Genomic DNA, 19,784 nt, shown 5'->3' on the forward strand with positions numbered 1-19,784 from the left:
TAGTGGACAAACTTTCCTTTTTTTGACAGAGTTTGTCCCATTTTCTCTTTTTCGGGACAAACTTTCCTTTTTCTGGCGGAGTTTGTCCCATTTTCTCTTTTTCGGGACAAACTTTCCTTTTTTTGACAGAGTTTGTCCCGTTTTCTCTCTTTCGGGACAAACTTTTCTATTTCTGGAAAAGTTTGTCTTGTTTTCTCTTTTTCAGGAAAAATTCACCACTCTTTTTGTTTAGATTACACAAAAAAGACAAGTCTTCTGATTTATATCAGTAACTTGCCCACATATTTTTCATTTTAATGGCAATACAACTTCAAAAGCAATGGTTTCTTCATTCAACGGACTAGCTTGGATTTGCCCATGATAACTTTCTACTATAGCAGCCGCCAATGACAATCCGATTCCATAACCACCAGCAGTGTGCTTTCTTGCTTGGTCTTCACGGTAAAAGCGATCAAATAGCCGATTAAAGTTTTGCGGCATTTCGCTAACAGTATTGGAAATGATCAATCTAATTTTATGCTGGTGACTATCTAAACGGACTTGAATGGTTCCCGGTTCTCGAACATATTTATTTGCATTATCCATTAACAGTGAACACAACTTGTTGATTGCATCCCTTTCTGATTGGATAATAATATTTGGCTGGATATCTAAAGAAACAGTAACATTTTTTTTTTCACCAATCAGAATGTATGGTTCACATGCTTCTCGTAAAACTTGCGAAAAATTAATAGGTTCAATTTTAGGTTGATAAGTTTCTTCTTCCATCTGTGTTAACTGAAGCATGCTCTCCATTAAACCATTTAAACGGTGAATTTGCTTTCCGGTACTTTTTGTCCACTCAGTATCTCCGTTAAGCATTTGCTGGACGTCATTATTAGCTGAAATAATGGCCAGAGGTGTTTTAATTTCATGACCCATATCGGTAATAAATTGCTTTTGTCGGTCAATACTTTCTTGAACCGGTTTAATAATTTTCTTTGAAAAATAGAAAACCAGTAAAAAAATAAAAACTAAACTAATTAACCCAATTGATAATGAATTTTGCAAGAATGCTCGCATGGTCTGCAATTCTCGTTGACTATCAACGAATAGCAACAAAAAAGTCCCATCCTCTTTCTCTACAACTTTATAACGAAAATCATCTAGATATCCTTTTGTTTTGTTAGAAGCTAAGACATCTTCCGCGTATATCTGGCCAGCTTCAGAATCAACCGACCGAATCTTTGTTGTATCAATTTGGATGATTTGTCGATTTGAATTAGTGATTGCAGTAAAATAACGGGTCTCAAAAGGAGTCTCTATTGAAACTGCTTGATTTGGCGGAATACTCCCAGACTCAAATGCTTTTCCTGAAAATTCCTCATCCGGAAATTTCCCGCCGTTTCCAGCTAAGACACTCAAAATCTCATCAGCTCGTTCAGCTGTATGAAAGTAATTCGTGGCATTCAACGCTACTAAAACGACGAGCATCACAAGAAAAACGATGGCCATTGTAACCAAAATAAATTTTCTCCTCAACTTCTCTATCATTTAGTAACCTCCAGCGAATACCCTACACCACGAGTAGCAACAATTTTGACGTGAACATCCAGCGTTGCTAATTTTTTGCGCAAATTACTTAAATGAACCCAGATACTATTCATTTCAACGTCCGTGTCCCATCCCCAAATTTGTTCAATCATTTGTTCTGCAGAAAACAATTGTTTAGGATTTTCCATCAACAAATGTAAAATTTGAAATTCTTTATTTGACAATTTTAGTTCTTCCTTGTCTTTACTGATGCGCATAGTGTCACTATCCAACTTTAAATCTTCAAAAGTAATTATTTTAGGTTGCAATATCGTTTTGCGCCGAGTCATTGCTCTCACTCGCGCCAGCAATTCTCCCATTGCAAATGGTTTCGTTAAATAATCATCTGCTCCTAAATCCAGCCCATCGATTCTATCCTCAATAGCTGCTTTTGCCGTCAAAAGTAAAACAGGGGTTTGTTTGCCCTCTTTTCGTAATTTCTCTAACACTTCCAGTCCAGAATACGTGGGCATCATGATATCAAGAATAATGCCATCGTATTCAGCTAAATCAGCATATTCATAGGCATCTTTCCCATCATAAACACTATCCACGGCATACCCTTGGCTCTCTAGAATCACTTGGATTGCACGAACCAATTCTTGTTCATCATCTGCTAATAACAGCCTCATATCCCGACCTCCTCAAAACTTCTTTTGATTAGCATATTCTACTCCGCTAAGATGCGCAAGAACATTTATTTTCAATACCTTTTCTTAGCATCACTTTGTAGCTGTTCTTTTATTTACATTCATACCTACCAAAAAGAGATTAAACAAGCTTTAATCTGCCTTATTATTTCAACAATCTGGCAACGACAATTATATCGCGGTACGATACTTTTTCCTTGCTAACGATATCTCACCGTGATATAGTTTAATTAGCAAATACATCGAGGTGTGATATAGCAATGGATATTAAATTAAAGAAATCTTACTTTCCAATGACTGAAACAGCATTCTATATTCTTTTATCTTTAGCTACACCTAGACATGGATATGCAATTATTGATCATGTTAAACAACTGACTAAGAAGCGAATTTCACTAGGACCAGGAACCATTTACGGAACATTATCAAAGATGAAAAAAGATGGTTTGATTGAACCGGTAAAAGAAGAAAACAACCGAAAGATCTATCAAATCACACGATTAGGGGAAAAAATTTTAGAGGCTGAGAAAGCTCGCATCAAAGAGCTTTATATGAATTCTAAGGGAGGGATATAATCATGGAGAAAAAAGTCTTTAAGTTTATTACAGTAGATCAATTAGAAAAAGAGCAAGAATTTTTGCATGAGATGGATTTAAAAGGTTGGCATTTTAAGTGTTACAAGAACTTAAGGTACCATTTTGAACAAAATCCTCCAGCGAATTATGTTTATTGGATCGACTACAAAGAAACACTAGCAGATCTAGATGAGTATCTAGCTATTTTTGAAGATGCAGGTTGGGAAGTCGTTTACTCTTATCCTATATTTCAAGGCAGTTGGATCTATTTTAGAAAACTTAGCACAGATGATTCTCGAGATCTCGAAATTTTTACGGACAGGGATTCGATGGTTGATTTATTAAAAAAAGTAAGAATGCATTGGACTTGGTTTGGAACAGCTATGTCACTTTTGTTGCTTTTTTTTACAATCTTGAATTTATTTATCTCCAAGTCTCTTGTCAGTGGTGTTCCAACAGCCCTTTGTTTCCTTTTTATTGCAATTCTTTACGTAAAACTTTTCATTAATCTAACTAAAAAATCAAGCAACTAGAGCAGAATTAATGTTTTTAATTGATTGTTTTTGAAGAATACGGTACTCCTTACGAGCAAACAGAACATACTTCAGGTCATAACAAATTGATTGCAACACATGATTCAAATTAAATAATAACTATCCTCTATCTTTTGATGATAGAATAGAATAACTAAATAGGCTAATGAAACGAGGTGCTTTACATGAACACAAACGATAGCGATAAACAAAACAGCCATCTTGATTTAACCGATTCAGATGTAAAAGAAGTTTTTACCCTTTATAAAGATCACGAGGAAGTTCCTTATATCTCACCGAAACGCAACTTGAAAGAGTGGTTAGATTTGGTGAATATCGGTTCCGAAAGCTTAGTCCCTAAACGAAACATGATGCGGTTTAAAGAGGGTATCCTTCCCGGTCACCTTATTTTGTTATGGCGTATTCAGTTCGGCACGTTTACAACCAGCAGTGGTTACCCTAAATATTTTGAATATAATTATGGTATCAATGCAGAACAAGCTCTTAAAGAAGTTATTGAAAAAGGGTACGCAGATCAGTTGTCCGCGATGGATTCTTTGCCCTACTTAAATGCTGCTCAACTAAAAGCCGTCTTGAAACAATTTGGACTTAAAGGATACTCCCAGTTGAATAAAGAAGGACTTATGGAACTGGCTCAAGCAGAGTTGACAGAAGACCAAATCAGTTCTTACTTCACTATCAGAGGCTATAAAATCACCCCAGCTGGAACAGAGATACTTGCTAACTATCCAGAAGTCGTTGATCGTCACCCTAAAAAGAAGTATTAATCTATTGTATATGGTAAACAGTAACACATCCTGTTAATATACAGCTGTCTTTTGACATAAAAACAACCCCTAAAAGTTAGATTTTCCTAACTTTTAGGGGTTGTTACTTTAACGACTGAATTGCACAGGTTCCTTGAATCCGTCTATCATGGTCCGTGTTTCACTTAATGTAGTTTCTGCAATTTTTTTGCCTTTTTTATAAGAATAGCGGACCGGTACTTGCCTGCGGATTGCTTCGTACTCATTTTCAGCCGGCAGAACAATAAAGTCAGCTGGCTTTCCTTCTTCAATGCCATAGTGTTCTTCAATATGCAGTGTTTTTGCACTATTGATCGTAATCAAATCCATAGCATTCATAATCTCTTCATAACCTGTCAGTTGAGTGGCATGCAGCCCCATCAACAGAACTTGCAGCATATTTCCTGTTCCTAGTGGATACCAAGGGTCGTAAATATCGTCATGACCGAAACAAACCGTTAAATCAGCTTCCAATAATTCTTTGACACGTGTCAGTCCCCGACGTTTCGGATAGGTATCGAACCTTCCTTGCAAATGCATGTTGACCAATGGATTGGAAACAAAACGAATATCAGATAGTTTCAATAGTCGGAATAATTTAGACGTATATGCGTTATTGTATGATCCCATCGCTGTTGTATGGCTGGCTGTTGTACGTGAGCCCATTCCTCTTTCGTAAGCTTCTTTTGCCACCACTTCTACAAAACGTGATTGTTCATCATCGATTTCATCACAGTGAATATCAACTAGACGATCGTATTTCTCCGCCAAGTCAAAAGCAAACTTAAGGGATTCTACGCCATATTCTCTAGTGAATTCATAGTGCGGAATGCCGCCCACTACATCAGCTCCCATTTTCAAGGCTTCTTCCATCAGTTCTTTTCCATTTGGATAAGATAAGATGCCTTCTTGTGGGAATGCAACGATTTGGATATCGACATAAGGTGCCATTTCTGCTTTTACTTCTAACATAGCTTTTAAGGCCGTTAACTTTGGATCTGTAACATCTACATGTGTGCGTACATACTGAATCCCTTGAGCAATTTGCCATTGTAGGGCTTTTTTTGCACGTGTTTTAACGTCTTCATGTGTTAGAAAAGCTTTGCGTTCAGACCAACGCTGGATGCCTTCGAATAATGTTCCGCTTTGATTCCATTCCGGCTCGCCTGCTGTCAATGTTGTGTCTAAATGGATATGCGGTTCAATAAACGGCGGAAGCACCAGTGAACCGTTGACATCTAAAACATCATTTGTTTTTTCTGCGGCTACCGGCTGCGGTTCAATACCGGTAAACATTCCGTCTTCAATTGTGATTTGCCAAAAGCCTCTTTTTCCTCTTAGCGCTGCATTTTGAATGATCATATATTCCACACTTTCATTAATTATTTTTTTCAACTGTTAGTGCTGTCTTAGCTTTCGGTAATTTCATCAATCCTATATAAACCACAGCAGTGCCCACTAATGCATTTAGCGGAGTAATTCCTGGTGCAAATTGAGCCAAAGCTACACCGATAGCCCAAGCCAGAAGTGCTGTCCAGTTGACGGATACAAAATCTGCTTCTTCAAATTTTGCATAGTTGCGACGCTTCACAAAAAAGTAATCTGCGATGATGATTGCTCCAATCGAGGGAATAGCCGCACTCAGCAAGTTCAAAAAGCCGACAAAATTAGTGTACATCCACATAGCCAGCACGGTACCAACCATTCCGTTCACAAAAACCCAGAATTTTTTAGAGATTTTTGTAATATTGGCAAATCCTAAACCAGAAGCGTAAAGCGCGTTATCATTAGTGGTCCAGATGTTCAGAGCCAGTACTAAAATTGCCGGTATCGCCAAACCTTGTAAAAATAAAACTTCTGAGATATCTGAGAGTCCATAAACCATCGACCCCACAGCTCCAAATAAGAACATCAACGAATTGCCCAGGAAGAAAGCTGTTGAGGTAGCCGCAACAGCTGACCGCGAAGTTTTTGCAAACCGGGCAAAATCGGCTGTCAATGTACCTCCGCTAATAAAGGATCCGATACAGATTGTCAAAGCAGCTGATATAGTGAGACTTGATTGGGGTTCATACTCGAAAAGAGCTGACAAACCGCCCATGAATTGGGTTGCTTCAATAGCAGAGTAGCTTCCTAAAACCGCAATCAAGGGAACCGCTATAAAGCTTAAAATCACCAGCGACTTCATCCCATAAAGAGAAGCCAACGTGATTGCGGTCCCAAAGACGAAAATCAGCAAGTAACTATTCCAGCCCATTTCTTTTGCAATCGGAACAGCAAACATCGCCACACCGACTCCAAACCATCCAACTTGCGTAAAGCCCAATAAGAAGGATGGTAAGTATGAACCTTTCTCACCAAACGAGTATTTTGCCAGCAAGTGAGTAGACAATCCCATTTTAGCTGCAATGTGCGCCAATGTTCCAGTATAAAGACATAGTGCCAAGTTTCCCAACAAAATGACGAGCAAAAATTGAGAGAAAGTTAAACTTAATCCCAATTGCCCTCCTGCTAGCATGCTGGCTGAAAAAAAGGTGAAACCCAGCATTACAGCCATTGTTTTTGCAAAAGAATTCCGGCTCGTTTGCGGTACCGTTTGTAATGAAAACTCTGTATCAATTTTCTTCATTATATTATTTCCTCCCATTTCTATGGGTACCAAAAGCAAAAAAAAGAGACTGAATATCAGATTTCCTGACATTCAGCCTCTTTCTTTAACCTAAGAGAAAAGTGTATATATCCACACTTGCACACATTTCTCTTAGATTTTCATCCGCTTCCTTGTCAGTCTCTCTGGACTGGTTTAAAGGTACCTGTATTTACTTAAGCTTATTATTCCAGAAAAAATTTTCTCTGTCAACTAGAAAATTCTCGACTAAGCTACCTAAATGTAATAAACCGTTACTATTCACGGCCAAATCGAAAAGTAATTTTTCAGCATTCAAATAAAGGTTCTTCATTTTCTGGCGTTGATAAGGAAATTTCCTCCGGATTACGGGATAGCTTGCGGAAAGCCATGGGACCATTTTGAGCCGAAGAACGCGTCTCAAAACTTGCAAGCGTCAAACTTAACGTAGCGGCTAAAGCCGAACGCTAAGTAATTCTCAATGCATCCTCTTTCATGGCTGCAAGCTCCTCCTATTCCTCCGAAAATTTCTGGAATGTGTTAAAAGAAACTCAATTAATTACTGACCAACGTCAAATGTTGCAGAACCATTTATATCACATACTCTTTTTTAATTCCATTAATTTATACCGAAATTTGCTATTATTCAGCTATTGTGTCGGTTTTGTTCACAAGTGATTAATACTAACTAGCATTTTGTTCACTATTTCTTAAACTCTTTTTTATTTTTATGACACAAAATCGCTATACTGTAGAGATAGTTTCAGACAATATTCCTACAATAAACGTTGACATTATGACAAAAAACTCACTCATAAATAGTTAATTTTTCTGTAAAAATTCATTTCCATTCAATATTTTAATTCTAACAGATTCAAATTTGTGATATAATTAACAATGAAGTTCATTGTTAAAAATGGAGTGTTTGTTATGAAAGAAATCAATCTAGACTCTTCTGTTTATGAATTAGTTACAGCGTACCCCGAAATTCAAACTATTCTATTTGATTTAGGTTTAAAAGACATCCAAAAACCTGGCATGTTAACGACTGTAGGAAGATATATGACTATTCCAAAGGGAGCAAAGATGAAAAAAATTGATTTGAAAGTTATTATTGATCAACTAGAACAACTAGGCTTTACTATTAAGGAGTGAGTTTATGGAAAACAATACTGTTCAGCGTCAGAAAAAAATTGTTGAAATTTTAACCTTACTTCATGAAGGTGGAGAGTTTGAAGAAGCTAAGCGTCTCTTCGACGAGTCTTTTGATGGTGTGGATGTCAGCGAAATTACAGCTGCAGAAAGAGAATTGATTGCCAGTGGTTTAGATCCTTCAGAAATCCAACATCTATGTAATGTTCATGCGGCTGTATTTAAAGGTTCTATCAGAGATATCCATCGTTCAAATTACGAACATGAGTATCCTGGCCATCCTGTTCACACTTTAAAGTTGGAAAACAGAGTCATTCACTCACTCTTAGAAGATGAAATCCAAGAAGTTTTTGATCGATTAGCTAAAGGGGACTTTTCTCAAAAAGAGCGTCTACAGCATGCTTTATTAGATTTGACACAAATTGATAAACATTATGCACGAAAAGAAACATTGATTTTTTCTTATATGGAAAGATATGGCATTACTGCGCCACCAAAAGTTATGTGGGGTGTTGATGATGCTATCCGTGCAGCTATAAAAGATGTAAATCTTTATTTAAGTAGCGATAAATTTGCCATTAACCCTCTAAGGGAGAAAATCGAACACATTATAACAGAAGCAGAAGAAATGATTTTTAAAGAAGAAGAAATTATGATTCCAATGGTTCTAGATGTTTTTTCCTTAACAGATTGGCAAAGGATTGCTGAAGATAGCTTAGATATTGGTTTTGCTTTCATTCCTAAGCCTTTAAATTGGAAACCTAGTAAAGATGCACTAGCGCAAGAAAAAGACCAGCAAGAAGCTCGGACACAAGCAGCAAAAAAAGCCGCTGATATGACAGCAGCTATCTCGCAAGCTCCTCCTATTACTGAGACAGAACATTACGATTGGCAGGACGATCCATTAAGTGAAGGCTCTATCGTTTTACCAACTGGTGTCCTTCAGTTAAAAGAATTAACAGCTATTTTTGGTGTTTTACCTGTGGATCTCACTTTTGTAAATCATGAAGATCGCGTACGCTTTTATTCAGAAGGAAAGAATCGTGTTTTTCCTCGTACAAATTCTGTCATTGGACGCGAAGTGATTAATTGCCATCCTCCTAAAAGTATGCATATGGTTCAGAAAATTCTTGACGATTTTAGAAGCGGTGAAAGAAATGAAGCAGAATTTTGGATCAATCTACATGGAAAAATGATTTATATTCGCTATTTTGCTATTCACAATCCTGAAACAACTGACTATCTAGGCTGTTTAGAAGTCACACAAGATATTACCGAAATTCAAAAAATCCAAGGAGAACACCGATTATTGAGTGAGAGCAACTAACCTTATTCAAAAATATTAAAGTTAGGAAAACTATTGAACTTAAGACGATCAAACAACCCATCATTCCATATAAGGATGACCGGTTGTTTGATCGTCTTTTGGTTATCCTAATTTAATTGTAAATTCAAAACCCGTTGAATTTACTTTAAAAGGTCTACCAGGTTCTTTGAAAATAAGTTCAATTCCAGAAACATCATCTGGCAAAGAGGGTGATATAATATAGTTTTGACTCATATGCCCGGTTGTCCCACCGCCAACTTCTGAACGGCAGTCGTATATATCATTAATGGACAATTCAAAAAGATCAGGATTATAGTTGTCTTCACTATTTTCTTTTGCCTCCTCCCAATCTGTATCTAGATACAACACGCTAGCGTTAGCATATTGCCGAATAAAGGTCACCGTATATATGACTCCATTATTTTCATACATCTTAAGTACTGGTACATATTTTTTGAATTCAACAGGCACAACCATTGGCTTGAGACTAGCTTCCATGGCCATTGTCGTAAAGATCGATTGTAAATACTCTTCCTGAAGGTCGTACTCTTCTGCAAAACAAGAAACAACCTCATCTGGTGGAAAAAATATATTTTTTCCTTGAACTACCTTACGTTGGTTTAATAAATTACAAATCTTTTTATCAATGGATAAGAGGCTTTCGTTATAATAAGAATTTGTTCTTTCTATTGGTTCAAAGCTCATATTTAGTTCCTCCATTTTTTCTATATAAAATAATGTTTATCTTTTTAATGACCGGCAATACAACATACGGGTTTATTCAATCAAAAGAAGTGATTTAACTCATTATATTCTTCTTGTAGTCCACCGTTTGTTCAAAATGAGCTACCGCACCAATCAAATTAGCATCATTGTGAAATTTACAAACTTGGATATTTAATTTTACATCTTGTGCCTTTTGACGTTCTAAATAAAAGGAAGTTCGTTCATGCAAGCGTTGAATAAGGTCTTCTCTGACAGATATGCCACCACCAATAACAACCATATCAGGATTAAAACTAATAGAAAGGTTATAAATTCCACGTGCCAAGGCATCAATAAGACCATTCACATATTTCACAGCCAAGGGTTCTCCTCTATCCGCTTCTTTGAAAAGGTACTTTCCATCTACAACTGTATCTAATCCTATTTCTTTTCCATAGCGTTTTGCAGTTTGAACTGGACTTCCCATTTCACTTAACGTATGTTCACCATCTAACAACATATAGCCAAATTCTCCTCCGAAAAGGTCTTTTCCTTTAAATAACTTACGATCAATAACGACGGATCCGCCAATACCAGAACCAATGATTAGGAACAACGCATGTTGGATATTTTTTGCAGCACCATGCCACACTTCTGCTAATGCAGCACAATTAGCATCATTTTCCATTGAAACGGGCACTCCAAATAAATCTTCCCATTCTTTTTTGATTGGAAAGTAATGGAGGTAAGGAACAGCACTGATTCCATTGATAATCCCTTCTTTTGCATCAACAGCACCCGGAGCACTGATGGCCACGCCATTCACTGAATAATTTTTTGTAAAGTTATGATAAACTTTCATCATTTCTTCTTTCATATCATCCCAATTTTTGGGTGTATAAAATGAACCTTTATTGCTTAAGCCTTCATTTTCCCATAATCCAAATTTCACTGCTGATCCGCCGATATCAAATACCACTATACTCATTTAGTCGCTCCTCGTTATTTTAATTAATAACGTTTTCATTTTCTTAATCCATAATTCATTTTAAACCATTTAACAACTTATCTAACCAGTCATTCACCTTTTCTTACAAGTTAAACTATTAAAAAAGGAAAAAGCCAACGACAGAGAATAAAGAACTCTCTTTCCTTTAGAGAGTCCTTTTATTTCTTAGCCTTTATTCTATAAAATAATCTGATTTCCACCATTTTTTTTGCAACTTCTACTTTCACAGATACCTTTTGAATCATTTCATTAATTGTTTCACTAACTCATAATACTGCTTTGAAGAGTAACTTAGAGATATCCTTATTCTATTATATTACCCTCATTATGTTTCTTAGTTTAATCCATTATTAATTCAATTACAATAATTAAAGTATGGTAACTTACAGTATGTAATAAAAAAACTGCATTTTAAAGTCCCATAGAAATTTTAATCTTCGGATAGTTTCTAATAAAATCCTTTTTTATTTTTATTAGTCTTTAGATAATTAGAGGCATAGCACTAAGAAAGTACCGTACCTTTAATAAGATTCCTTGTTACCTACTTTTCATTAACAGATTAATCGATTGTTGAAGGCTTTCTTCTCCATTGCTGCCATCGTTGTTGTTTTCCTGGATACACTTTACTAAGTTTTCAGCCACTATTAAACTAATTACAAAACTTGTAAAGCAATCTATTATTTTTTCTGCACGAAAACAACATAAAACAAAAAAAATATTACATTTAGTTGTTTTGTGTTGTTTTAACTTTATAAAATGTTAAGATAGAAAAGAGCAGGAGGTGTTTTATTGAATCAATTAAAAAGACAAGAATTGATTTTTAATTTGCTAAAAGTCAATGGAGAAGTGTCATCTAATGAACTTGCTGCTGAATTAAGCGTTTCCATGATGACGATCAACCGTGATCTTAAAGAGATTTCCACATGGGAAGGTATCCATCTTGTACATGGAGGAGCTGTTTACCGAGGAGAAAATGCTTTAGAAAATCCTATCTCTATTAAAGAAGAAGTTAGTGTTCAAGAAAAAAAACAAATTGGTAAGTTTTGTAGAAGCTTAGTCAAACCCGGCAGTGCTGTTTTTATTGAGACAGGAACTACTGCTCTGGCTGTGGCAAGAGAAATATTTACTATTGAAGGATGTCAGTTTTATACCAACTCCTTATTAGTTCTCAATTCTTTATCCAAATATGAAGAAATTCATTTGCACAGTGTTCCTGGAAAGTACCGTGAATTATCTAAAGGTTTTTTAGGATTAGAAACGGCTGATTTTGTTAGAAATTTCAACTTTGATGTAGCTTTTATAGGTGCTGAAGGAATTAGTGCTGACTTTGGGATCACTTTGCCCAATGAGGAAGATGCTTTTACAAAAAGAGCCATTATGAATCAATCGAAGAAAACCATTTTAGTGGCAGATCATAAAAAATTTGGCCTCTCTTACCTTCATAAAATCGGGGATATCGAAGAGGTTGATATGATCGTGACTGATTTAGACAGCCAGCAAACAAATTTTAAAGAATTAAAATCATTGACGACTATTATTTCTATTAAAGATGAGGAGAATAAACATGAATATTAATTTAAATAAAGTAACTCTACCAACTATCCACACAAATCTTAAATCGATTTATTTAACAGACAAAACAATGACCGCTCGAAAGGAAAATTTTTTAGCAAAAATGAAACAGCAATCTATCGATACTGCAATTATTTATGCAGACCGTGAGCATGGCGCAAATTTCGAATATTTCACAGGATTTATTCCTCGTTTTGAAGAAGCTTGTTTAGTGATGCACGCCAATGGAGACAGCTATTTGTTACTAGGAAATGAAAATTTAAAACTAGCATCTCACTCTCGCATTCCTGCACATGCGATTCACGTGCCTTACTTCTCTTTACCGAATCAACCGATGAATGGAGAAAAGGCACTAGCGGATTATTTTAAAGAAAGCCAGATTTCTCCCGATGCTATAATCGGTGTTATTGGATGGAAATTATTTACTTCTAGCCAATACGACAATAGTGGATTATTCGACTTGCCTTTCTATATCGTAGACAGTTTAATCCATTATGTTGCAGACCGTAAGCAATTAAAAAACTTTGCTTCAGCTCTTATCTCTCCAGAAGGCGGATTACGCACGACTCATAACGCCAACGAGATCGCTCATTTTGAATATGGGGCAACCTTAGCTGGAAAAGGTATGTTCGCAGCGATCCAAGCTGTGGAAGTTGGTAAAACAGAGAAAGAAATTGGCGCTTTACTCGCTCTAGATGGCCAACCGAATACTGTGACGACGATTAGTGCTGCTGGCAAACGGTTTACCAATGCTACTCTTTATCCAAGAGACAACGAAGCCTTGTTAGGCGATAACTATTCTATGACAGTAGGGTATAAAGGTGGGTTAAGTAGTCGTGCTGGCTTTGTAGCGTCTTCTGAAAATGACTTGCCAGAAAAACAATCTGATTACTTGGAAAAAGTTGGCATTCCTTATTTTACTGCCTATACTACTTGGTTGGAAAACATAAAAGTTGGTACAGTGGGAGATAAATTTTATTCCATGATCGAAGAAGTCTTTCCTTCTGAGATGTACGGCTGGACATTGAATCCAGGGCATTATACAGGAGATGATGAATGGATGTCATCACCATTCTTTAAAGGTTCTACAGCTGTTGTGAAGAGCGGTCAACTGTTCCAAGTAGATATCATTCCTAGTGTTCTTGGCTACTCAGGAGCAAGTTGTGAAGAACCTGTCGCTATCGCGGATAAAGCACTACAAGATGACTTAAAAGAACAGTATCCTGATGTGTGGAAACGAATTGAAGAAAGAAGAAATTACATCAAGAACGTTATCCACATAGACTTATCAGATGACGTATTGCCCTTAAGCGATACCGTTGCATTTTACACGCCGTTCTTATTAAACAAGACATTAGCTTATACAAAGGAAGTCTAAACGTGAAAAAAATGGTCACGTAATATACTAATCGAGGACTTTAAATCGACATAGCGCCTATTAAAATAACAATTATCCATTTATCAAGAAGAAATCAATGGTTTTGTCGAAATAACCTTGTAAAAGCCTATCAAACGCTATAGTATGGACTTTAAGACACGAAACAGAAAGAGGCAACAAACTTATGACCATTATTCAAGCAGAACCAGCTAATATTGAGGAATTAAAAACTAAGGCAAATACAAAAGACAATTGGAAAATCAGACTTGAAGCCGTTACTGAATTAGCAAACTATGACTGTCAAAAATCAAGATATATCTTAACAAAATTGGCTTCAAATGACCGTGTTTTCGCAGTAAAAGAAGCAGCTTTTAATGCTGCACAAGCGATGGGCATCACGAAAAAAGGCTTGCCTTTAGAGTTGAAACGAAAAGATATCAGATACAGCAGTAAAGACTTTGCAAAAGTTTTTAGTCGTGTTAAACGTGATACACAAATGGAAGAAATTGATTTGGATGCCTTCAAAAAACAATTCCAAATCGTTAGTCCTGAAATGTATGATGTTATGCAATACGAAGAACAAGATAACTTCGATTTGTGGATTGTAGCTTCATATGCGAATTTAAGATAGATTTTGAAATAAAAAAAGAACTCTTTTAGGAGTTCTTTTTTTTATGCTTCCAATCGTGACACTTTTTTTGTAATGAGTAAAACTACTAGCATACTTACTACTAACAAAATTACTGTAATTGCTAAGACTACTTGAACTCCACCAACTGTCACTAAATTACTCGGTATACTACAAAAAACTACAGCTGAAACGATGGCTAAAGCTAACGAATTTCTCCACCATCCAATAGCGAAAGAAATTAAACTAATACTCGTAACTAAGATAACAGCAACGATCATAAGAGGGATCTGGCCCACAATTTTATCGAAAGAGAGCGAATCATTGACTACAGAAAAAACAGACTCTGATACAAAAAACAAACTGTTGGTTAATAAAATACCAAAAAAAACACCAATCCCACAAAACAGTTCACAAAAAATAATTTTTGCTCGTAAGATTTTCTTTCTTGCTATAGGATAACTTAACGTCAAGTAAAGGTAATTGTCGTTATAGGATTCCATCACAACTTTTCCTAACATTGCCGTACCTAAACATGAAAAACCTGCTACATTAATAATAAAAGATAAGACATATAAGAATTTATAGGTCCCCATTTCTGGATCCGTTACCAAAATGCTTGGATCAATCCGCGGAGCATAAGCTAATAAGTTGATCATTGCTAATGTAACTAATGGTATCAAAACGCTAGCAAGCAGATATGGGGTTAGTGCGATTTTTTTCATTTCTAATTGAATAAGTTTCATTTTAATTTACTCCTTCCATTTTGTTGATTAAGAAATTTTCCAAGCCATCTTGATATTTAGCTACTAAATCTTGCTTTCTTTCATCTAAAACAAGTTGCCCATCATAAATTACTCCGATTCGTGTAGCAACAGATTCTACTTCAGTTAAAATATGACTCGACATAATAATCGTCTTGCCTAACAATGAAATTTCTTCAATCAGTTCTCGAAATTGTTTTATCCCTCTAGGATCAAGACCATTTAATGGTTCATCAATGATCAGTAACTCAGGATTATGAACTAAACACCTTGCTAACACTAATCTTTGGCGCATTCCTAAAGAATATTCTTTTACAGGACGATCATTGTCGATTGTTAAACCTACAGTTTTAAGCCACTCACTAATCTGATTATTAGAAACTCCCATATACTCACAATGAATTCTCAAATTTTCATGTGCACTTAAATGTTCGTAAAAGACCGGTTCGTTGATATTGGAACCAATTTTTGTTTTTACTTTTTCCAAATCTTTACTTTCATTTAAAATGATGATTTCTCCATTAGTTGCTTTAGATAAACCTGTCAGAATTTTAAATAAAGTCGACTTTCCTGCACCATTTTTTCCAAGTAAAACATAGACTTCTCCTTTTTCAACGCTTAAACTGAAATTTTTCAACACTTCTTTTCTTCCATAGTTCTTCTCTATACTTAAGACTTCAACACTTGTTGTCATTTTAATTTTCCTTTCTTAATTGTTTTATATTTAATAGCGAATGATAGATACCACCGGTATGTATATTTGTAAAAAAATAGCTTTTTACTCAGCTATTCTTTTTTAAAATAGAAAATAGTTTGAAACTTTCTTGAACGATTTCATCTGTTAATAAAGGAACACCTACTCCATTAAACATCTTTTGGATGAATAAAATTTTACGGCGCAGTTCTTCTTCTGATAAAACACTAAGTTGAAATCCTATCCATAAATTAAACGTTAGCATCAGCAATTCTGAAATCTCTTCTGGATAATCCGTTTGAATGGATCCATCAACGACTCCTTCATCAACTATTTTTTTCATTTCTGGGACAAGATCATTGAAGACTTGCAAATATTGTTCGCCCAATATTCTGGGACTTCTCAACGCAACTGCAGCAGAATAACCGATTGATTGTCTTCGATAAGCATTAAACGTATCTTTTAAGACATTTTGCAATTTTTCTAATCCAGTGTCTCCATGCAAATTATCAGGGACAGCTTGTTCATCTGCTTCGCCCATGAGCGTTTCTAGAATAGCGAATTTTGATTTAAAGTGGTGGTAAATAACCCCTTTGGTCATATTCCCTAGACCATCAACAATGTCTTGAATAGAAGTTCCATCATAGCCTTTTTCTAGAAATAATTTTTCTGCTACATCCAGTATTTTCTTCTTCGTTTCTTCAGGGTACTTGTTTCTTGCCAACTATCTCACCTCACATAAATACCAGTGGTATCTGTGTCAATGATTTTGTCTTGATCTATTTCACCGCTATCTATTTTGGAATCATTTTTTTACTGGACTGCCTCTTTCCAATTGATTTTAACTGGTATTAACCATATCATTATGTATTTCTCATATATGTCTTATCCGACGTACAAACTGTTGCTTAACCCAATGAATTTTCAGAACCGTTTAACTTGCGATTCTGAAGGTATTTTTGTCTAAAAAAACTAAATATAACGTATCTAATTAGTCAAAATTCTACCCTTTTCAACTTCTTATGTTCTCAAAATTTGTAACCGATTGCAATTAGTGCAATAATAGGGTGACGTGTCCAGTAATTCTGTACATCATCAATTAGGGGGTTACGAACATGCATCAAGAAAAATTAAAAACAATTGGATTTGTTAACAGTCACAAAACTGGGGAGAAACGAATCGCCTTATTGCCTAAAGACATTACACGAATAAATCACAGAGAAGTTTTATTTTTTGAGGAAGGCTATGGAAGTGATTTAAATATTTCTGATACTGAGTATGCTGCATTAGGTTGTCAGGTTGTTCCAAGAAACGTTGCTTTGGAACAAGATATTATTTGCGATCCTAAAATTGGAGACGCTACTTTTATAAAAAATCTACGTCCAGGACAAACGATATTTGGATGGGTCCATGCTGTTCAGAGCAAAGAAGTGACAGATATATTAGTAGACAATGAGCTTTCTGCTTACGTTTGGGAAGATATGTACGAAGACAATCGCCATTCTTACTGGCGCAATAATGAGTTGGCTGGAGAAGCTGCTGTTATGCACGCTTACCAGTTAAACGGAGTTATGCCATATGATACGAAAGTTGCTATTTTAGGGCGTGGAAATACAGCACGCGGTGCACAACGAATTTTAATCGGATTAGGTGCAGACGTTAGAGTCTATAATCGCAATCAAGAAAAGCTCTTCCAAAAAGAAATGACCGAATTTGATGTGATTGTTAATGCAATCTTATGGGATACTTCACGTAAAGATCATTTGATTTATCAAACAGACTTAGAACGATTTAAACCCGGAACACTGATTATTGATGTCAGTTGTGACGAAAATGGAGCTGTTGAAACGACTGTACCTACTACTTTGGAAAACCCCATTTACGAAATCAATAGTGTTATACACTACGCAGTCGATCATACTCCAACCATTTTTTATCGCTCTACTTCAAGTGCGATTTCAAAAGAAACCTATAAGTATATCGACGATTTAGTTGAAGGGCGTCCTAATGTTATTTTAAAAAATGCTCTAATTGTTGAGCAAGGTCGTATTATTGATGAACGCATCAATCAATTCCAAAATAGAACAACACCTCTCCAAGTTGTTAATTCTGATGACAGAAATCCTGCTTAACTCATCTGCTTGAACCTATTCTACTGCAGGTATTGTTTGGAACATTGCTTATGCGCACTTTGAATCAGCACCAAATATTCATATTTTATCTTTACTTGTTCATTTATAGTACAGCAAAAAACTCGACGAAATACTTGTCGAGTTTTTTATTCATTCTTAGGTCAGGCGTTACTTCATGAACGTGTTCCAATGACTTGCCATAAAGGTCATCACTTTTAGTAACTTTACCCATATGGTCTACACTATTTTTTTTGCGTACCATTATGTACCATATGGATAAAGATTTTTCATCTTTACAGTACTCAAAAAGGTTTTGCGTACTGTATGACTGGATTTCATCACACAATATGGTATGCAAACAGCTTTTATGTACCGTATTACTGCCACTCAATCCTTCATATGGTGGTCAAACAGCTTTTATGTACCCCATTACTGCTATTATACCCTTCATATGGTACACAAACCGTCTTTATCTAACTCAATCCAACAAAAAGGGAATGCACCTAAAAAGTGCAATCCCTTTTTGTTGGATTACTTTCTTAAATATTTAGTGTTTCAAAGAACTAAATATTGCGCATTTTTTTCCATGTATTATTCTAAGAACAACTCCTAAATTGTTTCCCTATATTAGAAGGTAATCAATAAAAAGCTCAATTGATTAAGCTTTCAATATCTTTTCAATTTCGGTTAATTCTGAAGGAGAAAATTCAAGGTTATCTAATGCTTTGACATTATCCTCAATTTGGCTTACCTTGCTGGCTCCAATTAATACGCTTGTGACTTTCCCATCTCTTAAAATCCATGAAACAGCCATTTCAGCTAACGTTTGACCTCGGCGTTTTGCGATTTCGTTTAGTGCTCTTGATTGCTCTATGGTAGCATTTACTTTTGCTTCATCTAAGAATTGACTTGTTGTCCGACCAGCTCTCGAATCTTTTGGAATGCCATTCAGATAGCGATCTGTCAACATACCTTGCGCTAAAGGACTAAATGCAATCGTTCCTAATTGATTTTCTTGTAAAACATCTTGTAAACCATCTTCTATCCAGCGGTTATACATGCTGTAAGAAGGTTGATGAATAATGAAAGGCGTTTTTAATTCTTTAAATATCTTTGAAATTTCAGCTGTTTGTTCGGCAGAATAATTAGAGATTCCAATATACAAAGCTTTACCTTGGCGAACCATTAAATCCAATGCATGTGCCGTTTCTTCAAAAGGCGTATCCGGATCTGGACGGTGAGAATAAAAAATATCAACATAATCTAAACCCATCCGCTTCAAACTTTGATCAATACTAGCAGTCAAATACTTTTTAGATCCAAATTCCCCATACGGACCTGGCCACATATCATATCCGGCCTTGCTTGAAATAATCAATTCATCACGGTAAGGAAGCAAATCTTTTTTTAAAATGCGCCCAAAATTTTCTTCGGCACTACCCGCTGGAGGACCGTAGTTATTGGCTAAGTCAAAATGCGTGATTCCCAAATCAAATGCACGATGAACCATTTTACGGCTGTTTTCGAATAAATCTACATCACCGAAATTATGCCACATCCCTAAAGACAATGCTGGCAATTTTAATCCGCTGTTCCCCACACGATTGTAAATCATATTGTCATAACGATTTTCTGCTGCTTGATACATTCAATCACTCCAT

General features: G+C 35.8%; 19 protein-coding genes. 9 read left to right on the plus strand and 10 right to left on the minus strand.

From position 1 onward, the window contains the following. Positions 1–288 precede the first annotated feature (288 nt). Both BLT48_RS07610 and BLT48_RS07615 read right to left on the minus strand, forming a co-directional pair. Positions 289–1,533 carry a sensor histidine kinase gene (locus BLT48_RS07610; RefSeq protein ID WP_089976864.1) on the minus strand — a complete coding sequence of 415 codons (1,245 nt, stop codon included), beginning with the start codon at positions 1,531–1,533 and terminating at the stop codon, positions 289–291. Next, on the minus strand, positions 1,530–2,204 hold the full coding sequence (locus BLT48_RS07615; protein ID WP_089976868.1) for a response regulator transcription factor: 675 nt from the start codon (positions 2,202–2,204) through the stop codon (positions 1,530–1,532). The genes BLT48_RS07610 and BLT48_RS07615 overlap by 4 nt, the downstream gene beginning before the upstream one ends. A 278-nt stretch (positions 2,205–2,482) precedes the next feature. On the opposite strand from BLT48_RS07615, the gene BLT48_RS07620 reads away from it, so the two are divergent. The 3 genes from BLT48_RS07620 to BLT48_RS07630 all read left to right on the plus strand — a co-directional run bounded on the left by BLT48_RS07620 (position 2,483) and on the right by BLT48_RS07630 (position 4,118). Then, positions 2,483–2,797, plus strand: a complete 315-nt coding sequence (locus tag BLT48_RS07620) for a PadR family transcriptional regulator (protein ID WP_089976871.1) — start codon at positions 2,483–2,485, stop codon at positions 2,795–2,797. A 2-nt stretch (positions 2,798–2,799) separates the two neighbouring features. Beyond that, positions 2,800–3,330, plus strand: coding sequence for a DUF2812 domain-containing protein (locus tag BLT48_RS07625; RefSeq protein WP_089976875.1), 531 nt, complete (start codon positions 2,800–2,802; stop codon positions 3,328–3,330). 185 nt (positions 3,331–3,515) lie between these two features. After that, positions 3,516–4,118: a hypothetical protein gene (locus BLT48_RS07630; protein WP_089976880.1), complete on the plus strand. Its 603-nt coding sequence runs from the start codon at positions 3,516–3,518 to the stop codon at positions 4,116–4,118. Between the two features lie 108 nt (positions 4,119–4,226). On the opposite strand, the gene BLT48_RS07635 is transcribed toward BLT48_RS07630, so the two are convergent. Together BLT48_RS07635 and codB are read right to left on the minus strand one after the other, a co-directional pair. Then, entirely contained in the window at positions 4,227–5,498 is a 1,272-nt protein-coding gene (locus BLT48_RS07635; protein WP_089978719.1) for a cytosine deaminase, read from the minus strand. A 16-nt stretch (positions 5,499–5,514) separates the two neighbouring features. Continuing rightward, positions 5,515–6,765: a cytosine permease gene (gene codB, locus BLT48_RS07640; RefSeq protein WP_089976884.1), complete on the minus strand. Its 1,251-nt coding sequence runs from the start codon at positions 6,763–6,765 to the stop codon at positions 5,515–5,517. A 927-nt stretch (positions 6,766–7,692) separates the two neighbouring features. On the opposite strand from codB, the gene BLT48_RS07645 reads away from it, so the two are divergent. Together BLT48_RS07645 and BLT48_RS07650 are read left to right on the plus strand one after the other, a co-directional pair. Further along, on the plus strand, positions 7,693–7,917 hold the full coding sequence (locus tag BLT48_RS07645; RefSeq protein ID WP_035020550.1) for a DUF1858 domain-containing protein: 225 nt from the start codon (positions 7,693–7,695) through the stop codon (positions 7,915–7,917). A gap of 4 nt (positions 7,918–7,921) precedes the next feature. Continuing rightward, positions 7,922–9,241 carry a DUF438 domain-containing protein gene (locus BLT48_RS07650; RefSeq protein ID WP_089976889.1) on the plus strand — a complete coding sequence of 440 codons (1,320 nt, stop codon included), beginning with the start codon at positions 7,922–7,924 and terminating at the stop codon, positions 9,239–9,241. Positions 9,242–9,343: 102 nt separating this feature from the next. Here the strand turns inward: BLT48_RS07650 and BLT48_RS07655 are convergent, their stop codons facing one another. After that, positions 9,344–9,946 (minus strand): hypothetical protein, encoded by a 603-nt coding sequence (locus BLT48_RS07655; protein ID WP_176944096.1) that lies wholly within the window; start codon positions 9,944–9,946, stop codon positions 9,344–9,346. Positions 9,947–10,040: 94 nt separating this feature from the next. Next, complete coding sequence (locus tag BLT48_RS07660; protein ID WP_089976897.1) at positions 10,041–10,934, minus strand: ROK family protein; 894 nt, start codon at positions 10,932–10,934, stop codon at positions 10,041–10,043. Between the two features lie 810 nt (positions 10,935–11,744). Here BLT48_RS07660 and BLT48_RS07665 point away from each other — a divergent pair. From BLT48_RS07665 to BLT48_RS07675, 3 genes are all read left to right on the plus strand, one after another. Beyond that, positions 11,745–12,530: a DeoR/GlpR family DNA-binding transcription regulator gene (locus tag BLT48_RS07665; protein WP_089976901.1), complete on the plus strand. Its 786-nt coding sequence runs from the start codon at positions 11,745–11,747 to the stop codon at positions 12,528–12,530. Continuing rightward, positions 12,520–13,905, plus strand: a complete 1,386-nt coding sequence (locus tag BLT48_RS07670) for a M24 family metallopeptidase (protein ID WP_089976905.1) — start codon at positions 12,520–12,522, stop codon at positions 13,903–13,905. The genes BLT48_RS07665 and BLT48_RS07670 overlap by 11 nt, the downstream gene beginning before the upstream one ends. Positions 13,906–14,089: 184 nt before the next feature. Next, positions 14,090–14,536 carry a hypothetical protein gene (locus BLT48_RS07675; protein WP_089976908.1) on the plus strand — a complete coding sequence of 149 codons (447 nt, stop codon included), beginning with the start codon at positions 14,090–14,092 and terminating at the stop codon, positions 14,534–14,536. A gap of 41 nt (positions 14,537–14,577) precedes the next feature. Here the strand turns inward: BLT48_RS07675 and BLT48_RS07680 are convergent, their stop codons facing one another. From BLT48_RS07680 to BLT48_RS07690, 3 genes are all read right to left on the minus strand, one after another. Next, a complete protein-coding gene (locus BLT48_RS07680) occupies positions 14,578–15,279 on the minus strand; it encodes a hypothetical protein (RefSeq protein ID WP_089976912.1) in 702 nt (233 codons plus the stop codon). A gap of 1 nt (position 15,280) precedes the next feature. Further along, on the minus strand, positions 15,281–15,991 hold the full coding sequence (locus tag BLT48_RS07685; RefSeq protein WP_089976915.1) for an ABC transporter ATP-binding protein: 711 nt from the start codon (positions 15,989–15,991) through the stop codon (positions 15,281–15,283). Between the two features lie 88 nt (positions 15,992–16,079). Beyond that, the gene (locus BLT48_RS07690) at positions 16,080–16,715 is read right to left on the minus strand and encodes a TetR/AcrR family transcriptional regulator (RefSeq protein WP_089976919.1); all 636 of its coding nucleotides are present in this window, start codon (positions 16,713–16,715) and stop codon (positions 16,080–16,082) included. Between the two features lie 391 nt (positions 16,716–17,106). Here BLT48_RS07690 and BLT48_RS07695 point away from each other — a divergent pair, with 391 nt between their 5' ends. Next, entirely contained in the window at positions 17,107–18,123 is a 1,017-nt protein-coding gene (locus tag BLT48_RS07695; protein WP_089976923.1) for a N(5)-(carboxyethyl)ornithine synthase, read from the plus strand. A 658-nt stretch (positions 18,124–18,781) separates the two neighbouring features. Here the strand turns inward: BLT48_RS07695 and mgrA are convergent. Then, a complete protein-coding gene (gene mgrA, locus BLT48_RS07700; protein WP_035020580.1) occupies positions 18,782–19,771 on the minus strand; it encodes an L-glyceraldehyde 3-phosphate reductase in 990 nt (329 codons plus the stop codon). Between the last annotated feature and the right edge of the window lie 13 nt (positions 19,772–19,784).

Source organism: Carnobacterium viridans (genome assembly GCF_900102725.1).
GTDB lineage: Bacteria > Bacillota > Bacilli > Lactobacillales > Carnobacteriaceae > Carnobacterium_B > Carnobacterium_B viridans.

Excerpts from the sequence above, each read along its gene's own strand:
- BLT48_RS07610 (WP_089976864.1), bottom strand. The coding sequence starts at position 1,533 with ATGATAGAGAAGTTGAGGAGAAAATTTATTTTGGTTACAATGGCCATC.
- BLT48_RS07615 (WP_089976868.1), bottom strand. The coding sequence starts at position 2,204 with ATGAGGCTGTTATTAGCAGATGATGAACAAGAATTGGTTCGTGCAATC.
- BLT48_RS07620 (WP_089976871.1), top strand. The coding sequence starts at position 2,483 with ATGGATATTAAATTAAAGAAATCTTACTTTCCAATGACTGAAACAGCA.
- BLT48_RS07625 (WP_089976875.1), top strand. The coding sequence starts at position 2,800 with ATGGAGAAAAAAGTCTTTAAGTTTATTACAGTAGATCAATTAGAAAAA.
- BLT48_RS07630 (WP_089976880.1), top strand. The coding sequence starts at position 3,516 with ATGAACACAAACGATAGCGATAAACAAAACAGCCATCTTGATTTAACC.
- BLT48_RS07635 (WP_089978719.1), bottom strand. The coding sequence starts at position 5,498 with ATGATCATTCAAAATGCAGCGCTAAGAGGAAAAAGAGGCTTTTGGCAA.
- codB (WP_089976884.1), bottom strand. The coding sequence starts at position 6,765 with ATGAAGAAAATTGATACAGAGTTTTCATTACAAACGGTACCGCAAACG.
- BLT48_RS07645 (WP_035020550.1), top strand. The coding sequence starts at position 7,693 with ATGAAAGAAATCAATCTAGACTCTTCTGTTTATGAATTAGTTACAGCG.
- BLT48_RS07650 (WP_089976889.1), top strand. The coding sequence starts at position 7,922 with ATGGAAAACAATACTGTTCAGCGTCAGAAAAAAATTGTTGAAATTTTA.
- BLT48_RS07655 (WP_176944096.1), bottom strand. The coding sequence starts at position 9,946 with ATGAGCTTTGAACCAATAGAAAGAACAAATTCTTATTATAACGAAAGC.
- BLT48_RS07660 (WP_089976897.1), bottom strand. The coding sequence starts at position 10,934 with ATGAGTATAGTGGTATTTGATATCGGCGGATCAGCAGTGAAATTTGGA.
- BLT48_RS07670 (WP_089976905.1), top strand. The coding sequence starts at position 12,520 with ATGAATATTAATTTAAATAAAGTAACTCTACCAACTATCCACACAAAT.
- BLT48_RS07675 (WP_089976908.1), top strand. The coding sequence starts at position 14,090 with ATGACCATTATTCAAGCAGAACCAGCTAATATTGAGGAATTAAAAACT.
- BLT48_RS07680 (WP_089976912.1), bottom strand. The coding sequence starts at position 15,279 with ATGAAACTTATTCAATTAGAAATGAAAAAAATCGCACTAACCCCATAT.
- BLT48_RS07685 (WP_089976915.1), bottom strand. The coding sequence starts at position 15,991 with ATGACAACAAGTGTTGAAGTCTTAAGTATAGAGAAGAACTATGGAAGA.
- BLT48_RS07695 (WP_089976923.1), top strand. The coding sequence starts at position 17,107 with ATGCATCAAGAAAAATTAAAAACAATTGGATTTGTTAACAGTCACAAA.
- mgrA (WP_035020580.1), bottom strand. The coding sequence starts at position 19,771 with ATGTATCAAGCAGCAGAAAATCGTTATGACAATATGATTTACAATCGT.